The sequence below is a fragment of the Vibrio sp. L85 genome, from assembly GCF_963871815.1.
GTDB lineage: Bacteria > Pseudomonadota > Gammaproteobacteria > Enterobacterales > Vibrionaceae > Vibrio > Vibrio harveyi.
This window is the reverse complement of the sequence record NZ_CAWMYL010000114.1, coordinates 56777-82728: the sequence shown is the minus strand read 5'-3', so window position 1 is coordinate 82728 and position 25952 is coordinate 56777. Positions and strand designations below refer to the sequence as shown.

Sequence of the window (25952 nt, the reverse complement as noted above, 5' to 3'; positions counted from 1 at the left end):
ACTCAGAGAGTTCACTTATAAAGATTGACTTAGATTCAACCATCAACGTATCCATTAAAAGAGCGCTATGGAAAAGACATACAACCCAACTTCAATCGAACAAGCTCTGTATCAGACTTGGGAAGAGAAAGGCTACTTTAAGCCACACGGTGACACTACTAAAGAATCATACAGCATCATGATCCCGCCACCGAACGTCACTGGTAGCCTACACATGGGCCACGCGTTCCAAGATACGATCATGGATACGCTTATCCGTTGTGAGCGCATGAAGGGTAAAAACACTCTTTGGCAAGTAGGTACGGACCACGCAGGTATCGCAACTCAGATGGTTGTTGAGCGTAAGATCGCTGCAGAAGAAGGCAAAACAAAACACGATTACGGTCGTGAAGCTTTCATCGACAAAATCTGGGAATGGAAAGGCGAATCTGGCGGCACTATCACTAAGCAGCTTCGTCGTCTTGGCGCATCTGTAGACTGGGATCGTGAGCGCTTTACGATGGACGATGGTCTATCTAACGCTGTTCAAGAAGTGTTCGTACGTCTATACGAAGACGACCTAATCTACCGCGGTAAGCGTCTAGTTAACTGGGATCCAAAGCTACACACTGCGATTTCAGATCTAGAAGTAGAGAACAAAGACACTAAAGGCAACATGTGGCACTTCCGCTACCCACTAGCAGATGGCGTTAAAACAGCAGATGGCAAAGACTACATCGTTGTTGCAACGACTCGTCCAGAGACTATGCTAGGCGATACTGGTGTTGCAGTTAACCCGGAAGATCCACGTTACAAAGATCTTATCGGTAAAGAAATCATCCTTCCTATCGTTGATCGTCGCATCCCAATCGTGGGCGATGAGCACGCAGATATGGAAAAAGGTACTGGCTGTGTGAAAATCACACCTGCGCACGACTTCAACGACTACGAAGTTGGTAAGCGCCACCAGCTACCAATGATCAACATTCTGACTTTCGACGCGAACATCCGTGACGCTTCTGAAGTATTCAACACCAACGGCGAAGCAAGCGACGCTTACAGCACTGAGCTACCAGCTAAGTACCACGGTATGGAACGTTTTGCTGCTCGTAAAGCTATCGTTGCTGAATTCGACGAGCTAGGTCTACTTGAAGAAGTGAAAGATCACGATCTACAAGTTCCTTACGGCGACCGTGGTGGCGTGGTTATCGAACCAATGCTAACTGACCAATGGTACGTACGTACTGCGCCTCTAGCGAAAACAGCGGTTGAAGCAGTAGAAAACGGCGACATCCAATTCGTTCCTAAGCAATACGAAAACATGTACTTCTCTTGGATGCGTGACGTTCAAGACTGGTGTATCTCTCGTCAGCTATGGTGGGGTCACCGCATCCCAGCTTGGTACGACAACCAAGGTAATGTTTACGTAGGTCGTGACGAAGAAGAAGTTCGTAAGAACAACAACCTAGAGTCAGTTATTGAACTTCACCAAGATGAAGACGTACTGGATACATGGTTCTCTTCTGCACTATGGACGTTCGGTACTCAAGGTTGGCCAGAGCAAACTGACGATTTGAAAGTATTCCACCCTTCAGACGTACTAGTAACTGGTTTCGACATCATCTTCTTCTGGGTTGCGCGCATGATCATGATGACCATGCACTTCGTGAAAGACGAAAACGGCAAACCACAAGTACCATTTAAGACAGTTTACGTTACTGGTCTAATCCGTGACGAAAACGGCGACAAGATGTCTAAGTCGAAAGGTAACGTACTTGACCCAATCGACATGATCGATGGTATCGACCTAGAGTCTCTAGTAGAGAAGCGTTGTGGCAACATGATGCAGCCTCAGCTAGCGAAGAAGATCGAGAAGAACACTCGTAAGACGTTTGAAAACGGTATCGAAGCATACGGTACAGACGCACTACGTTTCACTCTTGCAGCAATGGCATCAACAGGTCGCGATATCAACTGGGATATGAAGCGTCTTGAGGGTTACCGTAACTTCTGTAACAAACTATGGAACGCAAGCCGTTACGTAATGATGAACACAGAAGAGCAAGATTGTGGCTTCAACGGTGGTGAGATTGAATACTCACTAGCGGACAAGTGGATCGAGTCTCAGTTTGAACTTGCAGCGAAAGCGTTCAACAACCATATCGACAACTTCCGTCTAGATATGGCGTCTAACACGCTTTACGAATTCATCTGGAACCAATTCTGTGACTGGTACCTAGAGCTAACTAAACCAGTTCTATGGAAAGGTACTGAAGCGCAACAGCGTGGTACTCGCCGTACACTAATCACGGTTCTTGAGAAGACTCTACGTCTAGCTCACCCAGTGATTCCTTACATCACTGAAACTATCTGGCAAAGCATCAAGCCACTAGTTGAAGGTGTAGAAGGCGAGACAATCATGCTTCAAGCACTGCCTCAATTCGACGAAGCAAACTTCAACCAAGAAGCGCTAGACGATATTGAATGGGTGAAAGCGTTCATTACCAGCATCCGTAACCTACGTGCTGAATACGACATCAACCCAGGTAAGCCGCTTGACGTTATGCTGAAAGCTGCAAACGCAGAAGACGCAGCGCGTCTAGAAGCAAACAAACAAGTACTGATGTCTCTAGCGAAACTAGAATCTGTACGCGTACTTGCTGCTGACGAAGAAACGTCAGCGTGTGCGACAGCATTGGTTGCTAAGTCTGAGCTGATGATCCCAATGGCGGGTCTGATCGACAAAGACGCTGAGCTTGCTCGTCTAGATGGCGAAATCAAGAAAACTCACGGCGAAATCAAGCGTATCGAAGGCAAACTAGGTAACGAAGGCTTCGTAGCGAAAGCACCTGAAGCGGTTGTTGCTAAAGAGCGTGAGAAGCTTGAAGGCTACAAAGAGACACTAGCTAAGCTAGAAGAGCAGAAGACAACGATCGCTGCACTTTAATCGCTAAAGGCTAGAACAAAAAGAATCAAAGGGTTGGTGTGAAAGCATCAACCCTTTTTGCATTTTATCGCTAGGAAAGCTTTCAAAGATATCCACTCTTCTCTCCTACTCTTCCTCCTATTTAATAGTTTTTACCTATCAAACTAATCTTAACTGACCATTAGATTTAATGATAATAATTCTCAATAATAGACCTATCGAAACAACACAACGATTGAGTAATTATCATGAAAAAGACACTAACCTTTGCAGCACTCCATTTTACTATCGCGTTTAGTGTCGCTTACGTGCTTACTGGCGACATTCTAATTGGTAGTTTAATTGCCATGATTGAGCCTTCAGTGAACACCGTCGCTTTCTACTTTCATGAAAAGGCATGGGCAAAAGTCCCAGCGCTTAAAGCTCGTCAGTGGATGACCAAATTAAAAACCGCAAGCTTTGCCACTATCCACTTCAGTGTTGCGTTTAGCGTGGTTTACTTACTAACAGGTGATGCGTTTGTCGGCGGTATTATGGCGATGCTAGAGCCAAGCTTGAACACAGTGGCTTACTACTTCCACGAGAAAGTATGGATGCGTAAATCAGATAACCAAGCACCACAATTTTGTCTACACCAACACGCTTAAACATGGAGGCTCAATACGCCTCCTAACGAGCAAAATGACATTTACCATTGACAAAGTTGCGCACCGCAATTAATTTAATTGCGGTGCGCAACTTTATTTTCAGAGGTAAGTGATAATGAATGCTCGTCAACTCCGACACTACTCCCGTCAAGCCGTCCGATTGCTTGGCATGCTCGATAAACAATGCGGCGATGTCGCTCTCACTCCAGTACAAGCGCACGCCTTAGGTGAAATCCAGCTGCAGCCGTTAACCATCAATCAATTGGCACAGCAACTTAATGTCGACAAGTCCAATGCGAGCCGAACCGTTACTGGTCTGATTAAATTAGGCTTGGTTGAGAGCATCGAAAACCCAAAAGACAAACGTAGCCAACTTGTCGCGCTTACAGAACAAGGGCAACAGGCGTTATCGCAACTAGACCAGCAGCAAAACAGCTTCTTTGAACAACTGCTTACCCAACTCGATGACAGCGAGCAAGAGCAACTCAAACTTGGTCTAGAGACTTACCTAAAAGGGCTAACGAAAGTGTGCCAGGCTGAGGAATACGTTCTTCGACCTCTTACCAAAGCAGATAACTCGCAAGTTGCGGACGTGATTCGTAAAGTCTCTGCAGAATACGGTTTAACCGCAGATAAAGGTTATGGTGTGGCAGATCCAACGCTTGATGACATGTACTCGGTTTACGATCAACAAGGCGCAGCCTACTGGGTAGTAGAGTACCAAGGCGAGATTGTGGGTGGCGGCGGCTTTGCACCTTTAGCTGGTGAGCCAAATGTGTGTGAGCTGCAAAAGATGTACTTCTTACCTCAAACACGAGGGCACGGCTTAGCTAAACGCATCGTCGCATTGAGCTTACAGCTAGCGAAACAGTTTGGGTATCAGCAGTGCTATTTAGAAACGACAGAATGTCTAAGAGAAGCGGTAGGTTTGTATGAAAAGCTAGGCTTTGAGCATCTCGATGCCCCGCTAGGACAAACAGGGCATGATGCATGTGAAGTCGTGATGCTTAAGACGTTATAGCGTTTTATCCCCAAACTTAAAGTACAAGATGGGTAACACAGAGCTCTTGGCTAAGCGCCACTGTAAATGCTTGGCGTTGCCCATCCAACTCCACCACGAGTTCGTAGAGATCTTTTGGATCGGGATCGTTAAGATCGGCATACTTTGGCGCTTCAATCTGGAATAAAGCACTCGCATGATCCGCTCGGACATCAATAGGAATATGGTAAGTCATGCCATTAAACTTAACCGATGCCGATACTAGACCCGGCGCAAAAGTTTGATAGTACAAGTCTACTTTAAACTCACAACCACCACCATGGTGCCAAATCTGCTCGGTTGCTACACGGTCTAAACGCACATTGCGAATAAACTGCAGATACGGCTCTTGCCATACCCCCAAGCGCTCATCACTCTTTTGATATTCATGATCCGCAAGTGAGCACAACTCTGGTTTATCCTCATCCAGCAGAAGATCTTCTTCTTCCTCAAGGAACAGGATCTCAAAACGGTTACGCCCCATCTGCATGAACGGACGAATGTCTTTTTTGTACATGCTTTGTGAACAGTCACAGTCGAACAATGCTACCCCGTTTAAACGCACTTCTGCATGGTAATCCACACCACCCAACACCATTTCTACCGCAGGGAATGCCATCATGGATTCGTCCACTTCAATGTCGTGCATCAGGTGCCACTCTTGCTGACGAATCGCTTCTTCAGTCAGTTCAGCAGGCAATACCTGACTCAAAGGAGCAGGGAAAGTAATGTCATCCTGTGGGATAGAAAGGTCCGTCAGTGGAGAGACTTGCCATAAACCGGCGAGTGAGAGTTGCATATACACCTTGAGCTAGATCAATTTTCACGCATTATATACACAACTAACTTAGGGTTACAGGCTATAAGCAGACAAACTCAATGAGAATTATTTATCGTCATCGGCGGTTATCATTTTCAAGGCACAAAAAAGCCAGCGATAAACGCTGGCTTCTTAGATTGAATAAGAGGATTACTCTTCGTCTTCATCATCTTCTTCAGGGTAAAGCGCATCTTCGCCTTCGTAGTAAGTACCCCAACCGTCGTAAATGATGTCGTATTTTTCTGCAAGATGAACCAGTTTCTCAACTTGTGCATCAATCGCTTCTGCGTTTAGTGCAGATTCCATTGTTGCATCACAGCAAAGCAGTTTGTTGCCGTCTTCATCTTCTGTTTCTTCAGCTTCAAGAACTTCAAAGCCCATCTTGAACGCTTCAACAACCGCTTTCTCTAGCGTGTCGAAGTCTTCAGCAAATAGGTGGTGCTCGATTTCGTATAGTGAATCTGGATCGCTGCCGTCTTCTAGCAATGCTGCAATGATATCGCGAGTCTCTTCCTTTTGAATCTCAATTAATTCTTCTACTGATAGATATTCATCTTCGTGAGACATGTTTTGGCTCCAGATTAGTTACTTGATGGAAACACTATACTCTAAACTGAGTACGTTAATGCGGTGAAATATGGCACGGATTGCGATGAAAAGCCACAAACAAACACCAAACTGCGGTGATTCTTGATGATAATTTTTGCTCGCAAATCTAAACCCCGCTCACAGAAACAAAAAATTAACAAAAACGACTAATCTTTAATATTCAGAAGATCCTAATTGAACCTAAGACGAGTAATTTTAGACATGTTTGCGTGTTTATGATCTTGGAGTGAATACAGCAACGACTCGGTAATTCTGACCTAACGAATAAAAGAAAGCTAAAAACTGCATATTTCAGAATGGTTATGCACGTTTTATGCACTTTTGATGTATGAGTTCTTTCTCAAACGAAAAAGAATAAAAACGCACTTTTTAAAACTCATGAACAAACAACAAAGTATAGAATTAAAATACATCATGAAACCATTTACGAAATATAACGCCAAAAAACGATATTTTTGCAAAATATAATCAAAGTTCTAGGACTTGCATCTTTGCACCAAGCTTGTCATAACTAACGGCTGGAATATTTGTAAGGATGCAAAATGAGTAAGCTGTACGTTGGATCAGAAGTTGGTCAACTAAGACGAGTTCTATTAAATCGCCCAGAGCGCGCCCTCACCCACCTAACGCCATCGAACTGCCATGAGCTACTGTTTGATGACGTATTAGCGGTCGAAGCAGCTGGTGAAGAACACGATGCGTTTGCGCGCACACTGCGTGAACAAGATGTCGAAGTACTACTGCTTCATGATCTGCTGGTTGAAACCCTTGCGGTTCCAGAAGCAAAACAATGGTTGTTGAATACTCAGATCTCTGACTTCCGTTACGGTCCGACTTTCGCTCGTGATTTGCGTCAGTACTTCGCAGAGATGGACGATGAGCACTTAGCAAGCATTCTTCTTGGCGGCTTGGCTTACTCCGAACTGCCAATCAAGTCTTCATCAATGTTGCCAAAGATGAAGCGCCCACTGGATTTCGTGATCGAGCCTCTGCCTAACCACCTCTTTACCCGTGACACGTCATGCTGGGTATACGGCGGCGTTTCTCTTAACCCAATGATGATGCCTGCACGTCAACGCGAGACCAACCATCTGCGCGCCATTTACCGCTGGCACCCAACCTTCGCGGGTCAAGACTTCATTAACTACTTTGGTGATGAAGACCAGCACTACGACAATGCCAACGTAGAAGGTGGTGATGTACTGGTTATCGGTAAAGGTGCAGTTCTAATTGGTATGTCTGAGCGCACAACCCCGCAAGGTGTCGAAAACTTAGCGGCAAGCCTGTTTAAGTCTGGTCAAGCGAAAGAAGTGATTGCTATCGATCTACCAAAACACCGCTCGTGCATGCACCTTGATACGGTCATGACGCACATGGATGTAGACACTTTCTCGGTATACCCAGAGATCATGCGCAAAGACTTAGACACATGGCGCCTAACACCTAAAGGCAACGGTGAAATGCATGTCGAAGCGTCACACAACTATCTGCACGCCATTGAATCGGCACTTGGCTTAGACCAATTGAAGATCATCACAACCGGTGGTGACAGCTACGAAGCTGAGCGAGAGCAATGGAACGATGCCAACAACGTACTGACGGTGAAACCTGGTGTTGTGATTGGCTACGAGCGTAACGTCTACACTAACGAGAAGTACGACAAAGCTGGCATTGAAGTCCTGACTATCCCGGGTAACGAGCTTGGTCGCGGTCGTGGTGGTGCACGTTGTATGAGCTGCCCAATCGAACGTGACGATATTTGAGAAACCTCTCCCACCAAATAAAACCAATTGAGACTAAGGTTGATGTGAATGCATCAACCTTTTTTGTTTTTAATTAAAATAATTATTCACAATAAAAGCATTTATATGTTTTAATGCTTTTATTCTTTATCAACCAAACGACCTAAAGGACGAGCTATGGCTTTCAATCTACGTAATCGCAACTTTTTGAAGCTATTGGACTTCTCAACTAAAGAGATCCAGTTTTTGCTCGAACTGTCTGCAGAGCTGAAAAAAGCTAAATATGCAGGAACAGAGCAGAAGAAACTTCAAGGTAAAAACATCGCACTAATCTTTGAGAAATCTTCTACTCGTACCCGATGTGCGTTTGAAGTCGCGGCCTTTGACCAAGGCGCTCAAGTCTCTTACATCGGTCCTTCTGGCTCACAGATCGGTCATAAAGAATCAATGAAAGATACCGCTCGTGTTCTTGGTCGTATGTACGACGGGATTGAATACCGTGGCTTTGGTCAATCCATTGTTGAAGAGCTTGGTACTTATGCTGGTGTACCTGTCTGGAATGGTTTAACGGATGAGTTCCACCCAACCCAAATCCTTGCAGACTTCCTGACCATGCAAGAGCACGGACGTGGGAAACAACTGCATGAGATGACGTTTGCTTACCTTGGTGATGCTCGCAATAACATGGGTAATTCACTCATGGTTGGCGCAGCAAAAATGGGCATGGACATCCGCCTTGTAGCGCCAAAAGCGTTCTGGCCAGAAGAAGCATTAGTGGCAACTTGCCAAGAAATTGCCCAACAAACCGGCGCTAAAATCACGCTGACTGAGAACGTTGAAGAAGGCGTTAAAGGTTGTGACTTCTTATACACCGACGTTTGGGTGTCGATGGGTGAGTCGGCTGAAGCTTGGGATGAGCGTGTTGCGCTGATGACACCTTACCAAATCAATATGGATGTGATTAAGCAAACGGGTAACCCTCATGTGAAGTTCATGCACTGCCTGCCAGCTTTCCACAACGATGAAACTACTGTGGGTAAAGAGGTCGCGGAGAAATACGGTATGAAAGGGCTTGAAGTAACCGAAGAGGTGTTTGAATCTGAATACTCTATCGTATTCGACGAAGCCGAAAACCGCATGCACACGATTAAAGCCGTGATGGTGGCAACCTTAGGCAGCTAAACCAAAGCATTAAAAATGGTAACAAAAACCATGATGTAATCGCTTGCGCTCACGAAAGTTAAGCGTATAATGCTCGGCAATTTGTCTGAGGATTACGAAATGACCACGCCGATTGCTGACGTAAAAACGCGATTTGCTCTAGCTAAGCGACTACGCTTACGTGCTGTTATTTTCGTTAATTCTATTGAATTTTAAAACCTCCCCAATTGGGGAGGTTTTTTTATGCCTAAAATTCCATCGCGGTGAATTTTGGGGATAGTCACCACTGTTATAGGGAAGAAGATCATGGCGAACTCGCTTTACCAGAAGCACATCATCTCTATTCCAGAGCTTTCACGTGAAGAACTGGAACTGATTGTAGAAACTGCAGGTCAGCTAAAAAAAGAACCTCGTCCAGAACTGATTAAAAACAAGGTTGTAGCAAGCTGTTTCTTTGAGCCATCCACACGTACTCGCCTGTCATTCGAGACAGCAATTCAACGTATCGGTGGCGATGTTATTGGTTTTGATAACGGTGGTAACACCTCTCTGGCGAAAAAAGGCGAGACGCTATCTGACTCAGTTCAAGTGATCTCTTCTTACGTCGATGCATTCGTGATGCGCCACCCTCAAGAAGGCGCAGCGCGCTTAGCCTCAGAGTTCTCTAACGGCGTACCCGTTATCAACGCAGGTGACGGCGCAAACCAACACCCAACGCAAACGCTACTCGACCTATACACCATCGCGGAAACGCAAGGTCGTCTAGACAACCTAAACGTTGCGTTTGTTGGTGACCTAAAATACGGTCGCACCGTGCACTCGTTGACTCAAGCATTGGCAAAGTTCAATAACATTCGCTTCTTCTTTGTTGCACCAGAAGCACTCGCAATGCCAGATTACATCTGTGAAGAGCTAGATGAAGCAGGCATTCAATACAGCCTACACACAGACATGGAAAGCGTGATTCCTGAGCTCGACATTCTGTACATGACTCGCGTACAAAAAGAGCGCTTTGATGAATCCGAATACGCGCACATCAAATCAGCTTACATCCTAACGGCGGCACTACTAGAAGGTGCACGTGAAAACTTGAAAGTACTGCACCCACTGCCACGCGTGGATGAAATCACCACAGACGTCGACGTCACACCACACGCTTACTACTTCCAACAAGCAGAAAACGGCGTTTACGCGCGCCAAGCGTTGTTGGCACTGGTTCTTAACGAAACACTGTAATCGAGGGAGAAAAAGACATGGCTAAAGAAACTCAATTGCAGGTTGAAGCAATCAAAAACGGCACAGTAATCGACCACATCCCAGCACAAATTGGTATCAAAGTGTTGAAGCTGTTCGATATGCACAACTCTTCTCAACGTGTCACCATCGGTCTGAATCTGCCTTCATCTGCACTCGGTCATAAAGACCTACTCAAGATTGAAAACGTGTTCATCAACGAAGAGCAGGCAAGTAAACTAGCACTGTACGCACCACACGCGACCGTTAACCAAATCGAAAACTACGAAGTAGTGAAGAAGCTAGCGCTAGAACTCCCTGAGCGAATCAACAACGTGTTTGAGTGTCCGAACAGCAACTGTATTACACACAACGAACCGGTTGCGAGCAGCTTCCAGGTGTTCGAGAAGAAGGAAGAAATCCGTCTGAAGTGTAAATACTGTGAGAAAGTTTTCGCACGTGAGATCGTAACTGAGCGTTAATTTTCTGCTCCGATTCTTGCTAATGATAAATTGACTGATACCCCGCCAATGCGGGGTATTTTGCACTTTACGTGCTTCATGTTTAAAGGCACACTGCTTATTCTTAAGAACACTCAAGATGTTTGAGTAAACTCTTTATTCCCCTAAACAGATGGAACAATTCAAATGACGAAAGTACTTCACACTGAGTCTGCACCAGCAGCAATCGGTCCTTACGTTCAAGGCGTAGATCTAGGCAACATGGTTCTAACTTCTGGCCAAATCCCAGTAAACCCAGCGACAGGTGAAGTGTCTGCAGACATCGCAGAGCAAGCTCGTCAATCTCTAGAGAACGTAAAAGCAGTTGTGGAAGCATCAGGTCTTAAGGTTACTGATATCGTTAAAATGACAGTATTCGTGAAAGACCTAAACGACTTCGGTACTGTGAACGAAGTTTACGGCAAGTTTTTCGATGAGCACGAAGTAGCAAACTACCCTGCACGTTCTTGTGTAGAAGTCGCTCGTCTGCCTAAAGATGTCGGTATCGAGATTGAAGCAATCGCAGTTCGCAAATAATTGCCCTTGCTGACAAACATAAAAAACGGGTAGCTCAAGCTACCCGTTTTTTATTGTCTTTTTGCGATGATATCGCCGTAGAACTCAAGCTGCGTTGCGCTGTTTCACTTCTTCATCCAAGGCTTCCAGTTTCGCTTTCATCTCTTCACGACAAACATTAGCTAACTCACGTACGCCCTCTTTGCCGTAACCTTCCGTGCTTACTGGAGGTAACATTTCAATGATCACATGACCATTGTTCCAACGGTTCAGTTTAATGTGACCTGTAGAGCTGCACACGATTGGAATGATTGGCACTTCTGCACCGATAGCTGCATGGAATGCACCAGTTTTAAATGGCAGTAAACCACGACCACGTGAACGTGTACCTTCAGGGAACATCCACACTGAAACGTCGCTGTTTTTGATGCTGTCTACAACTTGGTCGATAGTACCTTTTGCTTTAGAGCGGTTTGCACGATCAATCAAGATGTTACCTGTTAGCCAGTAAAGCTGACCAAACAAAGGCATCCACGCAAGACTCTTCTTACCTACCGTTACTACCTTAGGTGTAACAGCTGAAGATACAGTGAAAAGGTCCCAGTTGTTCTGGTGGTTAGCAATGTAAACATGCTGACCGCGAGAATACGCATCTTCCGGAATACGCAATTCTAGCTTGATACCAAATACACGTGACATTTTGCCGAATAGACGACCGAACGTGAAAACGTGCTTAGGGTTTCTAGGGCTAAGTAGGCAGTAACCACAACCACCAATAAACATCACAATTGCGAAAATTGCGACAGCAAATACACGTAACAGTGCAATCATTGTTGTTCTCCAAGAACCGGCTTTGCGCCAGCTACAGCTATTATTGTCTCTTTGAACATAGTCATGAACTATGAAAGAAAACGCGATATAAAAAAGCCGAAACCTACGTTTCGGCTCTCTTCATATCTAGGTCAACTGCGATGCAGTTTAACCCGCCTCACTTACGCGCTCAATATTTGCGCCAAGTGCAGACAGTTTATTTTCGATTTTGTCGTAACCACGGTCGATGTGGTAGATACGGTCAACGATGGTTTCGCCTTTCGCGATACAACCAGCAATCACCAAACTTGCCGAAGCTCGTAAGTCAGTTGCCATCACTTGTGCACCACTTAAAGAATCTACATCACCGCAAATTACTGTGTTACCTTCAATTTCCGCTTTCGCGCCCATGCGCATCAATTCAGGCACGTGCATGAAACGGTTTTCAAAGATAGTTTCAGTGATCACGCCGCCACCTTTCGCCATCATGTTTAACAGCGTAAATTGTGCTTGCATGTCCGTTGGAAAACCTGGATGTGGTGCAGTACGAATGCTCACAGCTTTCAGCTCGCGATCTGTCATATCAACAGAGATCCAATCTTCACCAGTTTCTACCAACGCGCCCGCTTCTTCTAGCTTAGCCAGTACCGCTTCTAACAGGTGACCATTGGTGTTGCGACATACCACTTTACCGCCAGACACGGCAGCTGCAACTAGGAATGTACCTGTTTCGATACGGTCAGCCACAACGCTATGTTTGCCGCCACCTAAGCGCTCAACACCTTCAATAGTGATGGTGTCAGTACCTGCTCCAGAGATTTTCGCGCCAAGTTTGTTTAGGAAGTCAGCCGTATCAACAATTTCAGGTTCACGCGCCGCGTTGTCTAGTGTTGTCGTACCTTCAGCAAGTGCTGCTGCACACATGATAGTGATGGTTGCACCAACACTCACTTTGTCCATCACGATGTGCGCGCCTTTAAGGCGACCATCGACTTCTGCTTTAACGTAACCATCTTCAAGAGTGATGGTCGCGCCAAGCTGTTCTAGACCAGTAATGTGTAGATCAACAGGACGAGCACCGATAGCACAACCGCCAGGTAGAGACACCTGACCTTGACCAAAGCGCGCGACAAGAGGACCAAGCGCCCAAATAGAAGCACGCATGGTTTTTACTAAATCATAAGGAGCGCAGTATTCATTAATGCTGCTTGGATCGACATGAACGGAACCATTACGACTTACTTTTGCGCCTAGACGCTTTAGTAGTTCCATGGTTGTGTCGATATCACGAAGGTGTGGCACGTTTGCCACTTCTACTGGCTCTTCCGCCAAGATAGACGCAAATAAAATCGGCAGTGCTGCGTTTTTTGCACCTGAAATGGTCACTTCACCAACCAGTGGTTTATCTGACCCAATAACTCGAAACTTTTCCATCAATAAACCTTAAAGCGACATTAGCTTCTTATCACGAGCCCACTCTTCTGGAGTGAACGCTTTGATTGATAGCGCGTGAATGTCGTTACGCTGGATGTAATCCATCAGAGGACCGTAAATTAACTGCTGCTTCTTAACGCGGCTCATTCCATCGAAACAAGCATCAACAGCAACCACTTCATAGTGGCTCCCTTCACCTTTTACATGCACTTCTTGAAGGTTTAGTGCTTCTTCTAGTAACTGTTGTACTTTTGCGCTATCCACAATTTACCCCTGATAATTCTGTATATGTTTGGCCACTAAAGATTCAACGTTGCTCAATTGAAACAAAGTGCGCAATTGCGCTGGCACGAAACTGAGCATTATATGACAGTTTTGCTTTTTTGCATGCTCTAATAAGTGGATTAACATCACCATTCCCGCAGAGTCGATGCGTTCAATCTCTTGGAGTGAGCATTCTAGCTCGGTTTGAGAAGGTCGCCATTGCTGTGCCACCGCCCACAAAAACGGCACCGAATCGCGATCCAGCGCCCCTGTAAGCTTAAGAATGTCTGCCTGTAAATGCCACTGAGAATGAGACTGTGCCATTACTTTGCTGCCTCGAAGCGAATTGGCTGTGCAGCCAGTTTCTCTAAATCTTTAGCGACCGCAAGAATACCTTCTTGGCGAATTTGTGTATTCCACTCCGATTGTTTGCTTGATAGTAGGCTAATACCCTCAGCCACCATATCGAATGCTAACCACTCACCGGTCTTCTTATCTTTGCGCAGTTTAAATTCAAGTTTGATATTTGGACGCGGTGCGTCGATGATTTCAACCTTGACGCTAGTAATGCGCTTAGAAGGATCCAGTTTTGGCTCCGGACCAAACTCAATTTGTTGATCCGTATATTGCGTTAATACTTGCGCGTATGACGTCACCAAGTAAGCACGAAATGCTGTGATGAATTCACCCACATCTTCACGCTTCGCCCCTTTTAGGTTTGGACCAAGCAGTTTCAATGCCGCATAGCGATCGTTGACATAAGGCATAAGCTCTTCTTCAACGATGGTTTTTAGTAAGTTTGGATCTTTTTTGATTTGCGGTTGCTCCGCTTTGAGACGCTCAAACGTCACTTCTGCAACCTGCTTCATCATATGGTATGGCTGAGTTTTATCTACTTCAGCAGCAACGGCTCCAAATGCAGTAAATGCTGCTAAGAAAGAAAGTAATAGTCTAGAAAACATGGATTATTCCTTACTCGTGTCACCAGAATCGCCTGAGCCACCAATGCTGTATAGAACCTGACCGATCAGGTCTTCTAGTACCAATGCAGATTTGGTGTCTTCGATGGTGTCACCATCAACAAGCATTTCTTCATCATCAAAAACAAAGCCCGGTACCAAGCCAATGTACTGCTCACCAATCAATCCAGATGTCAAAATTTGCACGCTAGAAGTTTCTGGGAATTGGTTATATTGGCTGTTAATCGACAAGCTCACTACAGGTAATAGGCTATCAGGGTTAAGTGTAATGTTACTTACACGACCGATAACAACGCCACCTACTTTCACAGGAGAACGTACTTTCAAGCTACCAATATTATCGAACTCGGCTTTCAGGGTGTAAGTATTGCCAGAGCCAATGCTTTTTACGTCAGCAACCTGAAAAATCATCACAAGAATCGCGCAAATTCCTGCTAATACAAAGCTGCCAACCCATAATTCTGTTTTACGTGTTTGTTGCATGATTAATTCCCAAACATCAATGCGGTCAGTACAAAGTCTAGTCCCAGTACTGCTAAAGAAGAATGCACAACAGTGCGCGTCGTTGCTCGGCTGATCCCTTCCGAAGTTGGAATAGCGTCATAGCCATTAAATAGAGCGATCCAAGTAACGGTAATCGCGAACACAATACATTTGATCATGCTGTTACCGATGTCTTGACCTAATTCCACTGAAGATTGCATCGCAGCCCAGAAGCTGCCGTGGTCTACGCCTTTCCAATCCACACCAACAAGCTGAGCGCCCCAGATACCAACTGCCATAAAGATCATAGCTAATAATGGCATTGAGATAGCCCCAGCCCAAAAACGTGGTGCGATGACACGTTTTAGTGGATCCACAGCCATCATTTCCATGCTTGAAAGCTGCTCCGTTGCCTTCATCAACCCAATTTCTGCAGTCAGTGCTGAGCCAGCGCGACCAGCAAACAATAACGCAGTTACTACTGGTCCTAACTCACGTAGTAGCGAAAGAGCGACCATTTGACCCAGGCTGCCTTCTGCTCCGTAATCCACCAGCACAACATAACCTTGCAAGCTAAGCACCATGCCGATGAACAAGCCAGAAACGACAATGATCGCCAGCGATTGCACACCTACGGAATAAAGCTGTTTAATCAACAGAGGAAAATTCTTGATTGGCTGAGGTCGAGTCACTAATGCGCCAACAAGCATCAAGGTCGCACGACCAAAGGCTTCACAGATGGCTAATGTTCGTTTACCTAATGAAGCGACAAATTGAATAAAGCTATCGACCATCAAATAAGTCCTTTTCGATACTTTGAGCAGGAAAGCGAAACGGCACGGGACCATCGGCTTCCCCTTGTAAGAATTGCTTCACACGTGGGTCGGGATTATCGATCAACTCTTGTGGCGTACCAAAAGCAATGATTTTGCCATCAGCCATCAAGTAGACCCAATCCGCGATACTCATCACTTCAGGCACATCATGAGAGACGACGATTGAAGTCAGCCCCAATGCGCGATTCAAGTTGCTAATTAGCTCAACCAAAACGCCCATAGTGATTGGGTCCTGCCCAACAAAAGGTTCATCGTACATGATGAGATCTGGGTCTAAGGCTATGGCACGAGCTAGTGCAGCTCGGCGAGCCATGCCGCCGGAAAGCTCACTTGGCATCAATTCTGCCGCACCTCGTAATCCGACCGCTTCAAGCTTCAGAAGCACCATGGTACGAATTAATTCTTCGGAAAGTTCCGTGTGTTCACGCAAAGGAAACGCCACATTGTCGAACACATTCAAGTCAGTAAACAAAGCTCCCGACTGGAACAACATGCTCATTTTTTTGCGTGCTTGATAAAGCTTTTTACGAGACAGGGATGGAATATTATCGCCATCAAACCAGATCTCCCCTTGCTCGGGATAAATCTGCCCACCAATAAGGCGCAGCAGTGTCGTTTTACCAATCCCCGACGGTCCCATAATGGCCGTCACTTTTCCTTTTGGCACATGCAGATCAATGCCATCGAAGATCTTGCGCTCTCCACGTGAAAAAGTGAGATTGTTAACGGTAACTAAATCGTTGTTCGACATACTATCTCTTCTACTAGTTGTGAGCGGTTCTCACAGAGTTGCAATCCAACTCAACCCCGATTGTTTTCAAGATATTACGTCGAGAATATCCTAAAGTGACTTCGGTACACTTATTAGGCTGCAATCATAAGCACAATGAACCTGAATTAAAAGCACTGTTCGATTAAATAAAGCCGACGAAATTCAAGCAATTCAGCATAAAATATGACGAAACCCAAGGAAGGTGTTTAAATCCCATTCCAGAATAGCCGTATTCCAACCGACAAGTGAATGAGCAACAATTAAGCACAATTTCGTTACTAACCTTTAATTTATTTGTTGTTTATCTTCCATTTTTGACCGCAAAAGGTCAAAATTAGTGGTTACTCATTTCGCTTATTTTATTACTTAGGAATCATCATGCTCGAAGCCGTTGCGTTGCTTATCGTCGGTCTTGTTTTACTTGTTTGGAGTGCAGATAAACTTGTTTTTGGCTCTGCTGCTCTGGCCCGCAACGTCGGTATTTCACCTCTAGTGATCGGTATGACAATCCTAGCAATGGGTTCATCTGCGCCGGAAATGATGGTTTCGGCGACAGCAGCATGGGATGGAAAAACCGATACTGCCGTTGGTAACGTATTGGGTTCCAACATTGCCAACATTGCTTTAATCCTAGGTATTACAGCGCTTATTAAGCCCCTTTCTATCAGTTCTGCAGTTATTCGCCGTGAACTGCCTTTGATGATAGCAGTAACCGTATTGGCGGGTATTTTGCTATGGGATAGCCATTTAGGTTTTTACGAAGGCGTGCTGCTGTTCATTCTGTTTGGTGGTTTCTTGTTTGCAATGTTGCAAATTAGCCGTAAAGAGCAAAAAGCGGGTGATGCGTTTGTTGAAGATCAAGAGTCTGAAGTACCAGAAGGCGTGAGCAACTCAAAAGCGGTGATGTGGGTAGTGATCGGTCTGATACTGCTTCCTTTGGCAGCAAGTATGTTGGTTGATAACGCCGTGATCATTGCGAAGTACTTTGGCATGAGTGACCTCGTGATCGGTTTAACCATTATTGCCATTGGTACTAGTCTTCCTGAGCTGGCAGCTTCTCTTGCTGGTGTTCTAAAGGGCGAAGACGATATGGCAGTTGGTAACATCATCGGATCAAACGTATTCAACATTCTTGCGGTAATGGGTCTACCGGGCATTATTAATCCATCAATGCTAAGCGAATATGCAATGGGGCGTGATTTCTGGGTAATGCTGGGTGTATCTCTACTACTTGTAGCAATGTGCTTGGGTAAATCTCGTAGCATCAACCGCATTGAAGGTGGCATTTTGTTTGTGTGTTTCTTGGCTTACCAAGTTTACCTATTCGCAAACATGGCTGCTTAATAACATAATAAGTAAAGACAAATTGGAGCACTGATATGTCCACTCAATTTGATTTTCGCGCTGCTGCTAAACAAGTACTCGATATCGAAGTGAAAGCACTACAACAGCTAGACCAATACTTTGATGCGCAGTTTGAGCAAGCTTGCGAATTGATTCTTTCCAACAACGGCAAGGTTGTCGTGATGGGTATGGGCAAGTCAGGTCACATTGGCAATAAGATTGCCGCTACGCTTGCAAGCACAGGTACCTCTGCATTTTTTGTTCACCCAGGTGAAGCGGCTCACGGTGATCTCGGTATGATCAGTGCTGGCGACATTGTTATCGCCATTTCAAACTCAGGTGAATCGCATGAGATTTTATCTCTGTTCCCTGTTTTGAAACGCTTGAACATTAAGATCATCAGTATGACAGGTAAGCCGGAATCTAACATGGCGAAACTGTCCGATCTCCACTTGCAAATTACTGTACCAAAAGAAGCTTGTCCGCTTGGTCTTGCTCCAACCAGCAGCACCACGGCAACGTTGGTTATGGGCGATGCACTGGCAGTTGCACTTCTCCAAGCTCGAGGGTTCTCTGCAGAAGATTTTGCGTTATCACATCCAGGTGGCGCACTGGGAAGAAAATTGCTGCTTAAGCTGTCTGATATTATGCACTTTGGTAATTCGCTACCAAAAGTGTCACCAGATGCTTTAATTCGTGACGCACTGCTTGAGATTTCGGAAAAAGGCTTAGGCATGACCGCTATCGTCGATGAGCACGATGCTATGCTTGGTATATTCACTGATGGCGATTTACGTCGTACGTTAGATAAACGCATTGATATCCATACCACAGCCATTGGTGATGTGATGACGAAAAACCCAACTACCGCCTATCCTGAGATGCTGGCAGTAGAAGGCTTAAACCTGATGCAAGACAAAAACATCAATGCTCTGATCTTGTGTGATGACTATAAAATTGTCGGTGCACTGAATATGCATGATTTATTAAAGGCTGGCGTGATGTAATATCGCGTCACCAAAAAGACTTAACGATTGATTTAACAGATTAAGGCAATGGTCAGGGAAGTACTGAGCTAAGATAAAGGCCTTTATTTTATGAGTTTTACTCGCCTTATTTATTTGCTCTTGATTTTTGTTGTTGCGTGGTGCGGTTATTACCTCATGACGCCAAAAAGCAATGAAAATATCCAAGTAGCACCAAATTTAGAACTGCCTATGTTCAGTGGTACTGGACTAGAAAACATCACTTATGGTGAAGATGGTGTCCGCAGTTACATCATCCGTTCCACTAATTTGGATCATTATGCCAAAAGTGGAGACACGATATTTAAGAGCCCAACACTCATGGTGTACCGCGAAGGTAGTGTGGTTGAGTGGAAGGTAACTGCAACCAGAGCAGTCTTAGATGAAGACCAAATTCTGACGCTGTACGACAACGTGCTAATGCAAAACCTTTTGCCTGGTGCAAGTTTCGATACCATGGCGACAGACAAATTGGTGATTAATCTAACCAATCGTGATTTTAAAGCCGATCAACAAGTGATGTTGGTTGGACCGCAATTTGAAACTACTGGGGGCGCAATGCAGGGCAACTTAAAGGCTCACACTGCGACTCTAACTGATGAAGTTCAAGGTCGATATGAAACCGTTACACCTTAGCCTATTGGCATTGGTTTTAGCAGCGCCACAAGCGTTAGCACTTAAGTCGGATACACAACAGCCGGTTTACATTAATTCAGACACTCAACAAGTGGACATGAAGAGTAATCAGGTGATCTTCAAAGGGGATGTATCGCTTAAGCAAGGTAGCATCAATATCGATGCTGATAGAATCGTGGTGACTCGCGATCCTAAAACCGAGTCTATCAAACAGATCCAAGCATTTGGCAAACCAGCTACCTTTTCTCAGTTAATGGACGATGGCAAAACGCTCAGTGGTCAGGCAACTGAGTTAGACTACCGTATTTCTACTGATGAATTGACCATGAAAGGTCAAGCGCAACTGGCTCAAGACGGAAACACCATCAAAGGTTCGTCAATTCGTTACCAAATTGGTCAACAGAAGCTAGTCGCTGACAGCTCGAAGGATGAGCGCGTAACAACCATCCTGCAACCGAACCAAGTCGAGAACTAATATGGCAGTACTAAGTGCAAAGAACCTTGCTAAAAGCTACAAAAAACGCAAGGTGGTAACTGATGTAAGCCTTGAAGTAGAGTCTGGTCAGATTGTTGGTCTATTGGGTCCTAACGGTGCGGGTAAAACCACATCGTTTTATATGATCGTTGGCTTGGTACCGCGTGACGAAGGCACCATTACAATCGACAACCAAGACATCAGTATTCTGCCGATGCATAGCCGCTCTCGTATGGGTATCGGTTACCTGCCACAGGAAGCTTCCATCTTCCGTAAGTTGTCGGTTGAAGACAACATCATGGCGGTTCTGGAAACTCGTCAAGAGTTAACGCGAGAAGAGCGTCAAGATAAGCTGGAAGATTTGTTAGAAGAATTCCACATACAGCACATACGCACCAGTGCGGGTATGGCACTATCGGGTGGTGAGCGCCGCCGTGTAGAAATCGCGCGAGCACTAGCTGCTAACCCTCAGTTCATTTTGCTGGATGAACCATTTGCGGGTGTTGACCCGATTTCGGTTAACGACATCAAAAAAATCATCGAACACCTGCGCGATCGCGGTCTTGGTGTATTAATCACTGACCACAACGTTCGTGAAACCTTGGACGTATGTGAAAAAGCCTATATCGTAAGCCAAGGACATCTCATCGCATCGGGAACTCCGGATGAAGTTCTCAATAACGAGCAGGTGAAACAAGTTTATCTCGGCGAACAATTCCGTCTATGATTACATTAGGAACGGTAAGATTCTGAGCATTACAAGGTAAGTAACACTGAATGAAACCTTCATTACAACTCAAGCTAGGTCAACAGTTAGCCATGACGCCGCAGCTGCAACAAGCCATCCGTTTGTTGCAATTGTCGACGCTCGATCTTCAACAAGAAATTCAAGAAGCGCTGGATTCCAACCCGCTATTGGAAGTTGAAGAAGGTCACGATGAACCTCAAGTAAATGGTGAAGATAAGTCAGCATCCGAAGCCGCTGAAGCCAGTGCCAACGACACCTCTGAACCCGATCTTCCAGACAGTTCAGACGTAATTGAAAAATCTGAAATCAGTTCTGAACTAGAAATCGATACTACCTGGGATGACGTTTACAGCGCTAACACTGGCAGTACAGGTCTAGCGCTTGATGACGACATGCCGGTCTACCAAGGTGAAACCACTGAATCACTGCATGATTACCTCATGTGGCAATTAGATCTCACGCCTTTCAGTGAAACAGACCGCACCATCGCACTCGCGATCATCGATGCTGTCGATGATTATGGCTACCTCACTCTTTCTCCTGAAGAAATCCATGAGAGCTTCAATAATGAGGAAGTCGAGTTAGATGAAATCGAAGCAGTGCGTAAGCGTATTCAACAATTTGACCCGCTTGGGGTTGCATCCCGCAACCTACAAGAATGTTTACTGCTGCAATTAGCGACCTTCCCAGAAGATACGCCGTGGCTAGCAGAAGCGAAAATGGTATTGAGCGATCATATCGATCACCTTGGTAATCGCGACTACAAGCTAGTCATCAAAGAGACTAAGCTTAAAGAAGCTGACCTGCGTGAAGTCTTGAAGCTAATTCAACAACTTGATCCTCGCCCAGGCAGTCGCATCACACCAGATGACACTGAATACGTCATTCCAGATGTGTCCGTATTTAAAGATCATGGTAAGTGGACCGTATCCATTAACCCTGACAGCATTCCAAAACTAAAAGTAAATCAACAATATGCGCAGCTAGGCAAAGGCAACAGTGCGGATAGCCAGTACATTCGCAGCAATTTGCAAGAGGCAAAATGGCTGATTAAGAGCCTAGAAAGCAGAAACGAGACGCTTCTCAAAGTTGCAAGATGTATTGTTGAACATCAACAAGATTTCTTCGAGTATGGTGAAGAAGCCATGAAACCAATGGTACTAAACGATGTAGCATTGGCAGTGGACATGCATGAATCAACGATTTCTCGTGTGACAACACAGAAGTTCATGCACACACCACGTGGCATTTTTGAACTGAAGTACTTCTTCTCTAGCCATGTTAGTACAGACAATGGTGGAGAATGTTCGTCCACAGCAATTCGTGCTCTCATCAAGAAACTGGTCGCAGCGGAAAATACCGCTAAACCTTTAAGTGATAGCAAGATTGCTGCTCTTCTGGCTGACCAAGGGATTCAAGTCGCAAGACGAACGATTGCGAAATATCGCGAATCCTTGGGTATCGCCCCTTCAAGTCAGCGTAAACGCCTACTTTAAGGCACCAACTGAAAAGGAAAGTCTATGCAAATCAATATTCAAGGCCATCACGTTGATCTTACCGATTCAATGCAAGACTATGTTCAATCTAAGTTTCAGAAGCTCGAAAGGTTCTTCGACCACATTAACCAAGTTCACGTGGTACTAAAAGTTGAAAAACTTGACCAAATAGCGGAAGCTACACTCCACATAAATCAAGGCGAAATCCACGCGTCATCGAACGACGAAAATATGTATGCAGCAATTGACTCGCTGGTGGATAAATTAGTTCGTCAACTTAACAAGCACAAAGAAAAACTAAACAGTCATTAATCATGCAACTGAGCGAGATACTGTCACTGGACTGCACCAAAAGTGCAGTCCATTGTACAAGTAAGAAACGTGCCCTAGAGATGATCAGTCAAATTGTTGCTGAGAACACGGGTCAAGATTCTACGGAACTGTTTGAGTGTATGCTCAGCAGAGAAAAAATGGGTAGTACTGGTATCGGTAACGGTATTGCTATCCCCCACGCAAGAATGCAATCAAGCGACAAAGCCATCGCGGTGTTACTTCAATGTGACGAGGCAATTGAGTTTGATGCTATCGACAATCGACCTGTCGACCTTCTTTTTGCTCTCCTTGTTCCAGAAGAACAGTGCAAAGAGCACCTCAAAACATTATCCTCTATGGCAGAGCGCCTAAGCGACAAGCAAGTACTTAAGAGCTTGCGTAACGCTCAGAGCGATGAAGAACTCTACGACATTATGATTCATCAGTAATCAGGACGATCACCATGCGATTAATCGTTGTTAGTGGGCACTCTGGTGCCGGGAAGAGTGTTGCTTTACGTGTGCTTGAGGACTTGGGCTACTATTGTGTAGACAACCTACCAGTTAACTTGCTTGATGCGTTTGTTCAATCGGTTTCCGATAGCAAACAGAACGTGGCAGTAAGTATCGATATTCGCAATATCCCTAAGAAACTCAAAGAACTGAACACCACACTTGAAAAGCTAAAAGCTGAACTGGATGTGACAGTACTTTTCTTAGACGCCAACAAAGAAACTCTACTCAAGCGCTACAGCGAAACTCGTCGAATTCACCCACTGTCACTTGGCAGCCAGTCGCTCTCTCTTGATCAAGCTATCGAACTTGAGCACGACATCCTAATGCCGCTAAAAGCCCATGCAGACTTAGTGTTGAACAGTAGTGGTCAATCTCTTCATGACCTTAGCGAAACGGTACGCATGCGGGTTGAAGGCAGGGAACGCAAAGACTTGGTGATGGTGTTTGAATCATTTGGTTTCAAGTACGGCTTGCCATCAGACGCGGATTACGTGTTCGATGTACGCTTCCTACCAAACCCACACTGGGAGCCAGCACTGCGCCCTCTCACTGGTTTAGACGCTCCAATCGGTGCATTCTTAGAGCAGCATCAGTCTGTACTTGACCTGAAATACCAAATTGAGAGCTTCATTGAGACTTGGTTACCTCTACTAGAGAAAAACAACCGCAGCTACCTTACAGTTGCGATTGGTTGTACTGGTGGCAAGCACCGCTCGGTTTATCTCACTCAAAAAATCGGTGAGTTCTTTGCTGATAAAGGACACCAAGTACAAATTCGCCACACTTCATTGGAAAAGAACGTTAAGGAATAACGGTGGAAATAAGTCGTAAAGTACTGATCCAAAACCGCTTAGGGTTGCACGCTCGTGCTGCGGTTAAACTGGTAGAGCTGGCGCAAAGCTTCGATGCGGTGATCACCATCGACAACGAAGAAGACAAAACCGCGACCGCAGACAGCGTCATGGGGTTGTTGATGTTGGAGTCCGCCCAAGGACAATACGTGACTATCCACGCAACTGGCGACCAATCCGAGCAAGCTCTTGATGCTGTTTGCCATTTGATTGAAGATAAGTTTGATGAAGGCGAGTGATTCACTCGCTTTTTTATTATCTATAGCCAGATATCCCACATAACTTTCACCTCCTGCTTAAATTCCGATAAATAATTTTGTCGACTTTCATAAGTTGTTATTAAAAGGTGCCTAGAATTAAGTTATTATTCAAAGCATTGTAAATATCAGGAATTAGGAGGAATGAATGGCAGAGCAAATAGAATTCGACCAAGCTCACCAAGCCCTCCAAGAAGTCACTGAAGCACTGGAAAACGGTCGCTTCGTCCATGTTCGTCGCCAACTGCAGGACATGGAACCTGAGGATATCGCCCACCTTTTAGAAGCTTCGCCGCGTAAAAGTCGTGAGGTTCTTTGGCAACTCACCGACCCAGAAGATTACGGTGAGATTCTTGACGAGCTGAACGAAGACGTTAAAGACAGCCTTGTGTCCAAAATGGCTCCTGAAGCGCTTGCAGAAGCGACGGAAGGCATGGACACCGATGACGTGGCTTACGTCCTACGTAGCTTGCCTGACGACGTCTCACGCGAAGTTCTGTCTCAGATGGATTCAGCGGATCGTCTACGCGTGGAAACCGCCCTATCCTACCCTGAGGATACCGCGGGTGGACTGATGAACACCGACGTAATCACCATTCGTGGTGACGTTGATGTGGATGTAGTCCTGCGTTATTTGCGTATGAAAGGCGAACTGCCTGAAGCAACTGACGCACTATACGTGATTGATGATGACAGCAAACTGATTGGTGAACTACCGATCACCACGCTGATCACCACGCAACCTGATGTCAAAGTCAGTGAAGTGATGGAAGACGCCGACGATGCAATTACTGTTGATACCAGTGACTCTGACGTGGCAAGCCTGTTTGAACGTCGTAACTGGGTATCAGCTCCGGTTGTGGATGAAAACCAGCATCTTGTCGGTCGTATCACCATCGATGACGTAGTCGACGTTATCCGTGAAGACGCTGAACACTCAATGATGAGTATGGCAGGTATGGACGACGACGAAGATACCTTCGCGCCTGTGGTAAAGTCTGCTCGTAAACGTAGTATTTGGCTTGGTGCCAACGTACTTGCTGCACTAGCCGCTGCTTCTGTCTCCAACATGTTTGAAGCGACTCTAGACCAAATGGCTGCGATTGCTGTCCTAATGACCATCGTGCCTTCAATGGGTGGTGTAGCAGGTAACCAAACCGTTGCACTTGTAATCCGTGGCTTAGCTCTCGGTCATATCGGTGACTCGAACAAACGCGAACTCTTGATGAAAGAGGCGGCTATCGGCTTGCTAAACGGCATCATGTGGGCGCTGATCATCGGTGGTATTGTGGTTGCCTGGAAAGGAAACTGGATGCTTGGTGGGATTATCTCGGCGGCCATGCTAACCAACCTGCTTGTGGCAGGTATTGCGGGCGTTACCATTCCAATCCTACTCAAGAAAATGAACATCGATCCAGCTCTCGCTGGTGGTATGGCTCTGACCACAGTAACGGACGTAATTGGTCTATCAGTCTTCCTCGGTCTCGCAACCTTAATGATTTAAGCTGTGTAGCGAACCGCCAATAACGAGCAATAAAAAAG

Annotated in this window: 30 protein-coding genes; 20 read left to right on the top strand and 10 right to left on the bottom strand. The window is 45.5% G+C overall.

Features of this window, described 5'->3' with window-relative positions:
- Positions 1–67: 67 nt before the first annotated feature.
- From AACR11_RS12105 to AACR11_RS12095, 3 genes are all read left to right on the top strand, one after another.
- On the top strand, positions 68–2926 hold the full coding sequence (locus AACR11_RS12105; protein ID WP_029790582.1) for a valine--tRNA ligase: 2859 nt from the start codon (positions 68–70) through the stop codon (positions 2924–2926).
- Positions 2927–3153: 227 nt separating this feature from the next.
- The gene (locus AACR11_RS12100) at positions 3154–3552 is read left to right on the top strand and encodes a DUF2061 domain-containing protein (protein WP_005432839.1); all 399 of its coding nucleotides are present in this window, start codon (positions 3154–3156) and stop codon (positions 3550–3552) included.
- Between the two features lie 115 nt (positions 3553–3667).
- Positions 3668–4573, top strand: a complete 906-nt coding sequence (locus AACR11_RS12095; RefSeq protein WP_079324343.1) for a bifunctional helix-turn-helix transcriptional regulator/GNAT family N-acetyltransferase — start codon at positions 3668–3670, stop codon at positions 4571–4573.
- A gap of 16 nt (positions 4574–4589) precedes the next feature.
- Here AACR11_RS12095 and AACR11_RS12090 read toward each other — a convergent pair whose 3' ends face one another.
- Together AACR11_RS12090 and rraB are read right to left on the bottom strand one after the other, a co-directional pair.
- Positions 4590–5390, bottom strand: coding sequence for a glycosyl hydrolase 2 galactose-binding domain-containing protein (locus AACR11_RS12090; RefSeq protein WP_079324341.1), 801 nt, complete (start codon positions 5388–5390; stop codon positions 4590–4592).
- A gap of 171 nt (positions 5391–5561) precedes the next feature.
- Positions 5562–5978 carry a ribonuclease E inhibitor RraB gene (rraB, locus tag AACR11_RS12085; protein ID WP_005432867.1) on the bottom strand — a complete coding sequence of 139 codons (417 nt, stop codon included), beginning with the start codon at positions 5976–5978 and terminating at the stop codon, positions 5562–5564.
- 584 nt (positions 5979–6562) lie between these two features.
- Here rraB and arcA point away from each other — a divergent pair.
- The 6 genes from arcA to AACR11_RS12055 all read left to right on the top strand — a co-directional run bounded on the left by arcA (position 6563) and on the right by AACR11_RS12055 (position 11193).
- Positions 6563–7783, top strand: coding sequence for an arginine deiminase (arcA, locus tag AACR11_RS12080; protein WP_005432859.1), 1221 nt, complete (start codon positions 6563–6565; stop codon positions 7781–7783).
- 156 nt (positions 7784–7939) lie between these two features.
- Positions 7940–8944, top strand: coding sequence for an ornithine carbamoyltransferase (locus AACR11_RS12075; RefSeq protein ID WP_005432863.1), 1005 nt, complete (start codon positions 7940–7942; stop codon positions 8942–8944).
- A gap of 69 nt (positions 8945–9013) precedes the next feature.
- A complete protein-coding gene (locus tag AACR11_RS12070) occupies positions 9014–9139 on the top strand; it encodes a hypothetical protein (protein WP_005432831.1) in 126 nt (41 codons plus the stop codon).
- Between the two features lie 90 nt (positions 9140–9229).
- Entirely contained in the window at positions 9230–10159 is a 930-nt protein-coding gene (gene pyrB, locus AACR11_RS12065) for an aspartate carbamoyltransferase (protein ID WP_005432845.1), read from the top strand.
- 17 nt (positions 10160–10176) lie between these two features.
- The gene (pyrI, locus tag AACR11_RS12060; protein WP_005448817.1) at positions 10177–10638 is read left to right on the top strand and encodes an aspartate carbamoyltransferase regulatory subunit; all 462 of its coding nucleotides are present in this window, start codon (positions 10177–10179) and stop codon (positions 10636–10638) included.
- Positions 10639–10803: 165 nt separating this feature from the next.
- A complete protein-coding gene (locus AACR11_RS12055) occupies positions 10804–11193 on the top strand; it encodes a RidA family protein (protein ID WP_005432832.1) in 390 nt (129 codons plus the stop codon).
- 84 nt (positions 11194–11277) lie between these two features.
- Here the strand turns inward: AACR11_RS12055 and AACR11_RS12050 are convergent, their stop codons facing one another.
- From AACR11_RS12050 to mlaF, 8 genes are all read right to left on the bottom strand, one after another.
- Positions 11278–12003, bottom strand: a complete 726-nt coding sequence (locus AACR11_RS12050; RefSeq protein WP_005444408.1) for a 1-acylglycerol-3-phosphate O-acyltransferase — start codon at positions 12001–12003, stop codon at positions 11278–11280.
- Positions 12004–12150: 147 nt separating this feature from the next.
- Positions 12151–13416 (bottom strand): UDP-N-acetylglucosamine 1-carboxyvinyltransferase, encoded by a 1266-nt coding sequence (murA, locus tag AACR11_RS12045; RefSeq protein ID WP_005444406.1) that lies wholly within the window; start codon positions 13414–13416, stop codon positions 12151–12153.
- A gap of 9 nt (positions 13417–13425) precedes the next feature.
- Positions 13426–13680 carry a BolA family iron metabolism protein IbaG gene (ibaG, locus tag AACR11_RS12040; protein WP_005432865.1) on the bottom strand — a complete coding sequence of 85 codons (255 nt, stop codon included), beginning with the start codon at positions 13678–13680 and terminating at the stop codon, positions 13426–13428.
- Positions 13681–13683: 3 nt separating this feature from the next.
- The gene (locus tag AACR11_RS12035) at positions 13684–14004 is read right to left on the bottom strand and encodes an STAS domain-containing protein (protein ID WP_029789667.1); all 321 of its coding nucleotides are present in this window, start codon (positions 14002–14004) and stop codon (positions 13684–13686) included.
- Positions 14004–14642 carry a phospholipid-binding protein MlaC gene (mlaC, locus tag AACR11_RS12030; protein ID WP_029789666.1) on the bottom strand — a complete coding sequence of 213 codons (639 nt, stop codon included), beginning with the start codon at positions 14640–14642 and terminating at the stop codon, positions 14004–14006. The genes AACR11_RS12035 and mlaC overlap by 1 nt, the downstream gene beginning before the upstream one ends.
- A gap of 3 nt (positions 14643–14645) precedes the next feature.
- Positions 14646–15143, bottom strand: coding sequence for an outer membrane lipid asymmetry maintenance protein MlaD (gene mlaD, locus AACR11_RS12025; protein WP_005436386.1), 498 nt, complete (start codon positions 15141–15143; stop codon positions 14646–14648).
- Between the two features lie 2 nt (positions 15144–15145).
- Positions 15146–15937, bottom strand: coding sequence for a lipid asymmetry maintenance ABC transporter permease subunit MlaE (gene mlaE / locus AACR11_RS12020; RefSeq protein ID WP_005444399.1), 792 nt, complete (start codon positions 15935–15937; stop codon positions 15146–15148).
- A complete protein-coding gene (mlaF, locus tag AACR11_RS12015) occupies positions 15927–16730 on the bottom strand; it encodes a phospholipid ABC transporter ATP-binding protein MlaF (RefSeq protein WP_005444397.1) in 804 nt (267 codons plus the stop codon). Before mlaF ends, mlaE begins: the two co-directional genes overlap by 11 nt.
- A gap of 399 nt (positions 16731–17129) precedes the next feature.
- Here mlaF and AACR11_RS12010 point away from each other — a divergent pair, with 399 nt between their 5' ends.
- The 11 genes from AACR11_RS12010 to mgtE all read left to right on the top strand — a co-directional run bounded on the left by AACR11_RS12010 (position 17130) and on the right by mgtE (position 25914).
- Positions 17130–18095 carry a calcium/sodium antiporter gene (locus AACR11_RS12010; RefSeq protein WP_005444395.1) on the top strand — a complete coding sequence of 322 codons (966 nt, stop codon included), beginning with the start codon at positions 17130–17132 and terminating at the stop codon, positions 18093–18095.
- A 35-nt stretch (positions 18096–18130) separates the two neighbouring features.
- Positions 18131–19102, top strand: coding sequence for an arabinose-5-phosphate isomerase KdsD (gene kdsD / locus AACR11_RS12005; RefSeq protein ID WP_029789665.1), 972 nt, complete (start codon positions 18131–18133; stop codon positions 19100–19102).
- A 90-nt stretch (positions 19103–19192) separates the two neighbouring features.
- On the top strand, positions 19193–19756 hold the full coding sequence (gene lptC / locus AACR11_RS12000) for an LPS export ABC transporter periplasmic protein LptC (RefSeq protein ID WP_005444391.1): 564 nt from the start codon (positions 19193–19195) through the stop codon (positions 19754–19756).
- A complete protein-coding gene (lptA, locus tag AACR11_RS11995) occupies positions 19737–20231 on the top strand; it encodes a lipopolysaccharide transport periplasmic protein LptA (protein WP_005444389.1) in 495 nt (164 codons plus the stop codon). Before lptC ends, lptA begins: the two co-directional genes overlap by 20 nt.
- 1 nt (position 20232) lies before the next feature.
- Entirely contained in the window at positions 20233–20958 is a 726-nt protein-coding gene (lptB, locus tag AACR11_RS11990) for an LPS export ABC transporter ATP-binding protein (protein WP_005444387.1), read from the top strand.
- 50 nt (positions 20959–21008) lie between these two features.
- Positions 21009–22475 carry an RNA polymerase factor sigma-54 gene (locus AACR11_RS11985; protein ID WP_005444386.1) on the top strand — a complete coding sequence of 489 codons (1467 nt, stop codon included), beginning with the start codon at positions 21009–21011 and terminating at the stop codon, positions 22473–22475.
- Between the two features lie 24 nt (positions 22476–22499).
- A complete protein-coding gene (gene hpf / locus AACR11_RS11980) occupies positions 22500–22787 on the top strand; it encodes a ribosome hibernation promoting factor (RefSeq protein WP_005444384.1) in 288 nt (95 codons plus the stop codon).
- 2 nt (positions 22788–22789) lie between these two features.
- Positions 22790–23236: a PTS IIA-like nitrogen regulatory protein PtsN gene (gene ptsN / locus AACR11_RS11975; RefSeq protein WP_005444382.1), complete on the top strand. Its 447-nt coding sequence runs from the start codon at positions 22790–22792 to the stop codon at positions 23234–23236.
- A 14-nt stretch (positions 23237–23250) separates the two neighbouring features.
- Positions 23251–24114 carry an RNase adapter RapZ gene (gene rapZ, locus AACR11_RS11970; protein ID WP_005444380.1) on the top strand — a complete coding sequence of 288 codons (864 nt, stop codon included), beginning with the start codon at positions 23251–23253 and terminating at the stop codon, positions 24112–24114.
- A 2-nt stretch (positions 24115–24116) separates the two neighbouring features.
- The gene (locus tag AACR11_RS11965; RefSeq protein ID WP_005442213.1) at positions 24117–24392 is read left to right on the top strand and encodes an HPr family phosphocarrier protein; all 276 of its coding nucleotides are present in this window, start codon (positions 24117–24119) and stop codon (positions 24390–24392) included.
- Positions 24393–24558: 166 nt separating this feature from the next.
- Entirely contained in the window at positions 24559–25914 is a 1356-nt protein-coding gene (gene mgtE, locus AACR11_RS11960) for a magnesium transporter (RefSeq protein ID WP_005444378.1), read from the top strand.
- The last annotated feature ends 38 nt before the right edge of the window (positions 25915–25952 follow it).